Origin of the sequence: Corallococcus exercitus (assembly GCF_003611585.1) — a bacterium.
Taxonomy (GTDB): domain Bacteria; phylum Myxococcota; class Myxococcia; order Myxococcales; family Myxococcaceae; genus Corallococcus; species Corallococcus exercitus.
On sequence record NZ_RAVW01000393.1, the window covers coordinates 1 to 9,247 of the forward strand.

The window sequence follows — 9,247 nt, forward strand, 5'->3', positions numbered from 1 at the left end:
GGCGAGCGGGGCCGGGGGCGTGTTGCCCGTGGCGGACTTCGCCTCCGGAGCCGTGTCCGGGCAGCCGTCCTCGTCGCGCTCGCCGTTCACCGTCTCCGGCTCGGTGGGGCAGGTGTCGTTCACGTCGGGGATGCCGTCGTTGTCGTCGTCCGGATCCAGGCAGCCGTCGTCGTCCTGGAAGCCGTCGAAGTCCTCGGGGCCCCGCGTGCAGGCGGGCGCACGCGGGGCGGCCACCGGGGCCGGGGCACCTCCCGGCGTGTAGGCCAGCCCCGCGAGGACGCGGAAGGCGGGCGTGCCGTAGCCGCGCGTGAGGCCCGGCCCCGCGCCCACGTGCGCGGTGAAGCCCCGGGCGAAGCGGTACTTCACCGCGCCCAGCAGCTCCAGGGGGAACTCCTCCGTGTCGGACTCCGACAGGCCCACCGCGCCCACGAGCGTGGCCTGCGCGGACAGCGCCTGCGTGAGCGGCACCTCCGCGCCCACGCCGAACGCGAGCTCGTTGCCCACGCGCAGGTTGCGCAGGTCCTGTGCCTTGCGCAGGTTGACGCCCACGTTGGCGAGCAACCGCAGCGACGGCGTGGCCCACTCGCCGGCCACGCGCGGCTGGAAGGTGGGCCCGTCCGCGCCCAGGAAGTGATCCGCGCCGCCGGTGGGCAGGGTGAAGGGCGCGAGCACCGCCAGGTTCAGCGCGCCCTTCGACAGCAGCGCCAGCTTGGGCACCACGCGCAGGTCGCCCAGGCCCGCGGAGCCCACGCCGTCCGCGAACTGCTCGGACACGGCGCCCGCGGACTGCGAGCCGGTGACCGTCAGCGGCAGCACCAGGCCCACCTCCAGCCGGTCGAAGAGGGACACCGCGCCCATCAGGTCCAGGGACACCTGCTCCCGCACGATGCGGTAGACGAACGTCTCCACGCGCGGGTCGTAGAAGTTGAGCGGCTGGTGCGCGTAGTTGAGCGACGCGCCCACGTTCCACGTCAGGTGCGGCGCGACGCGGGCGCTGTGGAGCCCGAGCACGTCATACGCGCCCGGCCCCGGCTTGTACTGCTGCACGTCGATGGCCTGCGACACCGACGCCTGAGCCTCCGCTCGCGACGCGGCGCCCAGCGCCAGGCCTACCGCCACCGTCAACGCCATGCTCCGGGCAGGGAGGGCCCGGCGGCGACGCCCGAGGAACGGCACCGCCAGCAGCCCCAGCGCCAGCGGGAGCAGGCTCCCAGCACCGCCCGTCGAGCAGCCCCGGCCCAGCACGGAGAAATCGTCATCGGCGTCGAGCGGGTTGGTGCCGCCCTTCACCTCGACGCCATCGGAGATGCCGCCCTCGTCGCTGTCCACGCGGTTGGGGTCGGTCTCGTTGGCGTCGCGGGTGCCGTTGGCGTTGGTGTCCTCTTCACCGTCCGACAGGCCATCGCCGTCCGTGTCGCGGGCCAGCGGGTCGGTGGGGTTCTGTCCGTGCACCTCGATGCCATCCTTCAGGCCGTCCGCGTCCGTGTCGGCCTGGCGGCGGTCGGTCTCGGTGGCCTGGGTGATGCCGTCGTGGTTCACGTCTTCCTCGCCATCCGTGAGCCCGTCATTGTCGCTGTCGGTGTCCCGCGCGTCGATGAGCCCGTCGCCGTCGGTGTCGACCAGACCATCCATGCCATCCATCAGTCCGTCGCCGTCGCTGTCGGCGTTGAACGGGTCGAGCCCCAGCTCCAGCTCGGTCGCGTTGTCCACGCCGTCGCCGTCCGCGTCCACGTCGTCGGCCGCGTTGAGCGGATCCGTCTCGCCCGGGTCCACCTTGCCGTTGTGGTTCTTGTCCTCGATGCCGTCCCAGACGCCGCCGCCGTCGGTATCGGCCTTGAGCGGATCCGTGGTGGTGGCCGGGTCCGCATCCGCGACGAATCGGGCAGGGTCGGTGCCATTGCCCTGGGGCGCGGTGAGGCCCCGCTCCACGCCGTCGGTGAGGCCATCGGCGTCGGAGTCGGCGAGGGTGGGGTCGGTCTCGGTGGCCTGGGTGGCGCCGTCGTGGTTGGCGTCTTCGTTGCCGTCGAGCACGCCGTCGTCATCGGAGTCATCATCCAGCGGGTCGGTGCGGCCGGAGTGGACCTCCACCCCGTCGGACAGGCCGTCGCCGTCGGTATCGGCGTTGCGCGGGTCGGTGCCGGCCTGGGCCTCCTCCACGTCGGTGAGGCCGTCGTTGTCTGCGTCATCGGTCGCGGACCAGGACCAGGTGGCGGGCGAGTCATCCACGTTGCCCGCCGCGTCCGTGGCGCGCACGGCGAGGGTGTGGGGGCCGGGCGTCACGGTGAAGAGGGCCGGGTCCGCGCACGGCGTGAACGGGCCCTCATCCAGGCTGCACGCGTAGGTGACGCCGGACTCGTCGGAGTCCAGGTCGAACGTGGCGGGGTTCGGCGCGTCGGTCGCGATGGGGCCGGAGCGGATGAAGGTCTCCGGCGCGATGGTGTCCACGGTCCACGAAAAGGTGGCGGGCGTGGGGTCCACGTTGCCGGCCGCGTCCACCGCGCGCACCTGCACGCTGTACGTGCCGTCCGCGAGCGCCGTGCGCGCCTGGGGGCTGGTGCAGGGGACGAAGGCCCCCGTGCCGAAGCGGCACTCGAAGGTCGCGGTGGCGTCGTTCGAGGTGAACTCGAAGGAGGCGTCACGGTTGGAAGTGACGGTGGGGACGGACGCGGTGAGGACCGTGTCCGGCGCCACGAGGTCCACGATGAAGGTGACGCTCGTGGCCTGGCTGCTGTTGCCGGCCGCGTCCACCGAGGTCGCGGAGACGGTGTGCGCCCCGGTGTCCAGCACCGGACCGGTGGTGAAGGTCCACGTGCCCGTGTCGGAGACGACGGCGGTGCCCACGAAGCTGCCATCCACCGTCACGCGCACGGTGGTGCCAGCTTCCGCGGTGCCGGCGTAGGACACCGCACCGGTGTTGAAGAGGGCGCCATTCGCGGGCGAGGTGATGGCCGGGGCCTCGGGAGCGCCCAGGTCCACCGTCCACGAGTACCCGGCCGGAGTCGGATCGACGTTGCCCGCCGCGTCCACGGCGCGCACGGCGAGGGTGTGCTCGCCCTCCGCGAGGGAGTCGATCGTGAAGGGGCTGTCGCAGGAGGTGAACGGCTCGTCATCCACGCTGCACTCGTAGCCGATGCCGCCGCCGGTGGAGCTGAACGCGAACGTGGCGCTGGCGCTGTTCGAGGGCTGGGCGGGGCCCGACTCGATGGTGGTGTCCGGCGCGTCGGTGTCGATGAAGAAGGTGAGCGACACGGGCTCGCTGGTGTTGCCCGCCGCGTCCGTGGAGGTGGCGCTCAGCATGTGCGAACCGTCCGCGAGCGTGGCCTGCACGGGGTAGCTCCACGCTCCCTGGCCGTTGACGAGGACGGGGCCCAGCGGCGCGCCGTTGTCGAGGACCAGGTACACGGTGCTGCCCGGCTCCGCGGTGCCGGTGATGACGGGCGAGGCGGAGGTGAGCACCTCGCCGCTCGTGGGCTGGAGGACGACGGGCGCGTCGGGAGGTGTGACGTCCACGGTCCAGGTGTAGCTGGCGGGCGTGGGGTCCACGTTGCCCGACGCATCGACGGCGGCGACGGTGAACGTGTGCGAACCCGCGTCCAGGTCCGTCGCCGTGTACGGCGAGGCGCACGCCACGCTGGTGGTGTCCAGGGTGCAGACGAAGCCCGCGACATCCGCGTCCGTGCCACGGAAGGTGAACGTGGCGGACGTGCTGTTGCTCGCGACCGGGGGCCGAGAGGTGATGACGGTGTCGGGCGACACCGAGTCCACGGTGAACGTCAGCACGGCCGCGTCGCTGACGTTGCCCGCCGCGTCGGCCGTGGTGGCGCTGACGGTGATGGGCCCCTGGGGCAGGTCGGTGGCCGGCGTGAAGCTCCAGGTGCCGGAGGCATCCACGGTGAGCGGACCGAAGGTGTCCCCCCCGATGACCAGTGTCACAAGCGTGCCGACGTCGGCGGTGCCGTTGATGGCCGGCCGCGCGGTGATGACGGTCGCGTTCAGGGCCGGGGCGGTGAAGACCGGCGCGTCCGGCGCGGTGGTGTCCACGGTGAAGGTGGAGGTGGCGACGGGACTGTCGTTGCCCGCGCCGTCCCGGGCGACGACCGTGAGGGTGTGGCCGCCGTCCTCGAGCACGATGCCGGGCGTGAAGCTCCACTCGCCCGAGCCGTTGGCGGTGACGGTGCCCAGGGACGTGCCATCCAGCGTCGCCGTGACGCGGCTGCCGGGCTCGGCCGTGCCGCTGTAGGTGACGGGGGACGCCCCCAGCGCCGCGCCGTTCGCGGGCGTGACAATGACCGGCGCGTCCGGCCGGGTGGCGTCGACGGTGAAGGACACCGTGCGCGCGGGGCTGGTGTTGCCCACCGCGTCGCGGGCCGTGACGGACAGCGTGTGGGGGCCATCCGTGAGCGTGGAGGACGTGCAGGACCATGCGCCGGATTCATCCGCCGTCGCGGTGCACAGCACGGTGGTGCCTTCGCGCACCGTCACGGTGCTGCCCGCTTCGGCCGTGCCCGTGATGGAGGGCGTCGAGGTGGAGACCGCCTGTCCGGACGTGGGGGCCGTGACGACGGGGATCGCCGGGGCGGTGGTGTCCACGCTGAAGGGAACGGAGGTGCTGACCGGGCCCGTGTTGCCCGCCGCGTCCCGAGCGGTCGCGGAGACGGTGTGCGAACCGTCGGCGAGCGTGGAGGACACGCAGGACCACGCACCGGAGCTGTTCGCGGTGGCGGTGCAGAGCACGGTGGTGCCCTCGCGAACCGTGACGGTGCTGTTGGCCTCGGCCGTGCCGGACAGCGTCGGCGTCTGCGTAGCCACCGTCTGACCGGAGGTGGGCGATGCGATGACCGGAGCACCGGGAGCGATGCTGTCCACGATGAAGGGGACGGAGGTGCTGGCCGGACCGGTGTTGCCCGCCGAGTCCCGCGCCGTGGCGGAGATCGTGTGCGAGCCCTCCGCCAGCTGCGACGAGGTGCAGGACCACGCACCGGAGCCGTTCGCGGTGGTGGTGCACAACACCGTCGTGCCCTCACGAACGGTCACGGTGCTGTTCGCCTCGGCGGTACCGGAGAGCGTCGGAGTTTGCGTGGCGACGAGCTGACCGGACGTGGGCGACGTGATGACCGGAGCCACGGGGGCGACGGAGTCCACCGTGAAGGGAACGGACGTGCTGGCCGGACCGGTGTTGCCCGCCGCGTCGCGAGCGGTGGCGGAAACCGTATGCGCGCCTTCCGAGAGCGAAGCCGAGGTGCAGGACCACGCGCCGGAACCATTCGCCGTGGCCGTGCAGAGGACGGTCGTGCCCTCGCGAACGGTGACGGTGCTGTTGGCTTCCGCCGTGCCTGACAGGACCGGCGTCTTCGTGGTCATCGTCTGGTTGGCCGTGGGCGCGGTGACGACAGGTGCCGCGGGAGCGACCGTGTCCACGGTGAAGGGAACGGAGGTGCTGGCCGGGCCGGTGTTGCCCGCCACATCCCGCGCGGTGGCGGAGATCGTGTGCGCCCCCTGAGTGAGCGTCGAGGACGTGCACGCCCACGCGCCGGAGGCATTGGTCGTCGCGGTGCAGAGCACGGTGGTGCCCTCACGAACGGTGACGGTGCTGTTCGCCTCCGCCGTTCCGCTGAGCGTCGGCGTCTGCGTGGCGACCACCTGGCCGGACGTGGGCGAAGCGATGACCGGAGCCGCCGGAGCAGTGGTGTCCACGGTGAACGGAACGGAGGTGCTCGCAGGGCCCGTGTTGCCCGCCGCATCGCGCGCCGTCGCGGAGACAGTGTGGGCGCCGTCCGCGAGCGTGGAGGACGTGCAGGACCACGCGCCGGAGCCATTGGCCGTCGCGGTGCACAGGACGGTGGTGCCCTCGCGCACGGTCACGGTGCTGTTGGCCTCGGCCGTACCGGACAGCACCGGCGTCTGGGTGGTGACGGTCTGGTTGGCCGTGGGGGCGGTGACGACGGGCGCCGCCGGGGCGGTGGCATCCACGGTGAAGGGGACGGACGTGCTCGCCGGGCCGGTGTTGCCCGCCGTATCGCGTGCCGTGGCGGCGATGGTGTGCGCCCCGTCGGCCAGGGACGCCGGCGTGCAGGACCAGGCACCGGAGGCACTCGCCGTGGTGGTGCAGAGCACGGTGGTGCCCTCGCGTACGGTGACGGTGCTGTTCGCCTCCGCCGTGCCAGACAGCGTTGGCGTCCGGGTGGCGACGAGCTGGCCGGACGTGGGCGACGCGATGACGGGCGCTGCCGGTGCCACGGAGTCCACCGTGAAGGGAACGGAGGTGCTCGCCGGACCCGTGTTGCCCGCGGCATCCCGAGCCGTCGCGGAGAGCGTGTGCGCACCTTCCGCGAGCGTCGCGGACGTGCAGGACCAGGCACCTGACGCATTGGCCGTCGCGCTGCACACCACCGTCGTGCCGTCCCGCACGGTCACGGTGCTGTTGGCCTCCGCCGTACCGGACAGCGTCGGCGTCTGCGTGGCCACGGTCTGACCCGAGGTCGGCGCCGTAATCACCGGCGCCACCGGCGCCACCGAGTCCACCGTGAAGGGAACGGAGGTGCTGGCCGGACCGGTGTTGCCCGCCGCGTCCCGCGCCGTGGCGGAGATCGTGTGCGCCCCCTGCGCGAGCGAGGCCGACGTGCAGGACCAGGCGCCAGACCCATTCGCCGTGGTGGTGCAGAGCACGGTGGTGCCCTCGCGCACGGTGACGGTGCTGTTCGCCTCCGCCGTGCCGGACAGCGTCGGAGTCTGGGTCGTCACGGTCTGGTTGGCCGTGGGGGCCGTGACCACCGGGGCCGAGGGAGCCACCGTGTCCACGGTGAAGGAGGTCGTGCTCGCCGGGCCCGTGTTGCCCGCGGCGTCGGTGGCGGTAACGGTCGCCGCCTGGGCACCCTGGCCCAGCGTCGTGCCGGACGTACAGGCCCAGGCGCCGGACGCATTGGCCGTCGCGGTGCAGACCGTGATGCCCCCCACGACGACGGTGACGGTGCTGCCCGCCTCCGCGAAGCCATTGAACGTGGGCGTCGTGCTGCTCACCGCCGCTCCGTTCGCGGGCGCGACGATGACCGGCGCCGTCGGAGCCGTCACGTCCACCCCGAACGTGCGCCCGCCGGAAGCAGGGCCGGTGTTGCCCACCGCGTCCTGCGCCGTCGCCGTCACGGTGTGCGAGCCGGAAGCCAGCGTCACGCTGGACACACAGCTCCAGGCGCCCGTCGCGGCATTGGCCGTGGTGGTGCAGAGGACCGTGGTGCCCTCGCGTACCGTGACGGTGCTGCCCGCCTCCGCCGTACCCGTGAACGTCGGCGTCGTCGTGTTGAGCTGCGCGTCCTGGGCGGGCGTGGAGATGACCGGAGCCACCGGCGCCGTCGTGTCCACGCTGAATCCGACGGACGTCGTCGGGCTGAGGTTGCCGCTGGGGTCCGCCGCCTGCGTGGTCACGGTGTGCGCGCCATCCGTGAGCTGCACGGTGGAGGCGCAACTCCAAGCACCGGATGCGCTCACCGTGGCGGTGCACAGCACCGTGGTGCCCTCACGCACGGTGACGGTGTTGCCGGCTTCTCCCGTGCCGCTGAAGGTGGGCGTGCGCGTCGTCAGCGTGGCGTTGGCCGCGGGCACCGTCACGGCCGGCGCGGGCGGCCCCCCCACCGGCGTCATCGTGGGGCCGGTCCCCACCGGCGGCGAGGACGGGAACGACGTCTCCGGCGCGCCCTGCTGCCCGGTGCTGCGCACGATGGCCTGGTTGTCGATGCTCCCCGAGGCTCCCACGTTGATGGTCACCCGGAAGACGAGGGTCGTGCTCTCTCCGATGTTGACGACGCCGCCCTGCGTGGCGCTGGCGCCCGTGCCCAGGCGCACCGTGAGCCGGCGGTTCGCCGCGTCGTAGTCGCCCTGGTCGTCGCCCGTCGCGTCCGTCTTCGCGCCGGTGTTGGCGCCGGCCGTCACCCGCAGCGAGCCCGGCACGTAGGTGACGTTGGCGGGCAGCGTGTCCGTGAGCACGGTGAGGATGCCGGAGTCATCGCCCGTGTTCGTCGTCTGCACGGTGTACTCCAGCACGTCGCCGCCGCGCAGGCTGCCGTCCGGACGCGGCGACACGGGCGCCACGCTCTTCACCGTCTGGATGAAGTCCGGCTTCTGCGTGGAGATGGACGTGATGAACGCGCCCAGCAGGTACTGGTCCGCCGTGGAGGTAGCGGACACCGTGGCGGAGGTCTGGCCCGCGGAGACGCGCGCGGTGATGTCCACGACGTCCAGGTCCATGCCTTCGCTGGTGGCCGGCGTGCCCGCGAAGCGCGGCAGGTCCCCGGGACTGCTCTGCGCCACGCCCAGCCGGCTGCGCGTGCCGTTGAAGAAGTTGTTCGCCGGGTTCTGCGCGTCCGACAGGGCCACGCCGTTGAAGTTCAGCGCGTCGCCCGTGAGCGAGGTCTCGCCCTCGTAGGCGATGACGCCCAGCTTCGCCGTGTAGCCAGAGGCCGGCACCAGGAAGCCGGACAGGGTGGCCGTCGCGCTGACGCCGCTGCTCACCCCGTCCAGCCCGTCGAAGAGGGTGAGGTTGCGCAGGGGCTCGCTGGCGAGCCGGTAGAAGACGACCATCGCCCAGCCGGAGTAGGGGAAGGTGTCGTTGACGTTGCGGAAGTCCATCACGTCCGCGCCGGAGAGCAGGTACGCCCCCGTGCCGTACTGCTGCACCAGCGCCGTCACGTCCGCCGTGGACTGGTACGCGTAGTTGCTGCCGTTCGTGTAGCCCTTGCTGGAGTCCGCGGTGATGGCCGTGGAGAACGTGCCCACCCGCGCCAGCGTCACGGACGTGCCCGGGGACGTGGTGCCCGTGCGGCTCGCCACCGAGCGCACCGCGCCCCAGTACAGCCGCGCGTACGTCACCACCGCCCCCGAAGGCAGCGCGAGCACGGCCTGGCTCTTCGCGCTACCCGGTGCCACTGACGTGTCCGCGGACGCCGTGCTGCCGTCGGTCGTCCAGTGCACGTCCGCCGCCTGGTCGTCGATGTTGTTGCCGCAGGCGCCCACCGTGCCCACCAGCGGCGCTGGCGTCCCCGCGCGGCACTCCTGCGACAGCGTGTTGCCGAACAGCACGAAGTCGCCCCGCTGATCCGTCTGGTAGCGCAGCGCCGGAGCGGCGGAGGCCCCGAGCGGAAGCAGCGCCAGGAGCATCAGGCACGCCAGCCTCCAGGCCTGCGCGAAGGGGGCGGCATCCCGGAACCAGGCGAAGGAGGCGTCGTCGGAGGTGGGGTCCATGGGGGCTCTTCGGTAC

1 protein-coding gene is annotated in these 9,247 nt (G+C 72.5%); it reads right to left on the reverse strand.

Features of this window, described 5'->3' with window-relative positions; all coding sequences use genetic code 11:
• The coding region (locus D7W79_RS43965; RefSeq protein ID WP_158617113.1) for an Ig-like domain-containing protein at positions 1–9,231 on the reverse strand (9,231 nt) is incomplete at its 3' end.
• Between the last annotated feature and the right edge of the window lie 16 nt (positions 9,232–9,247).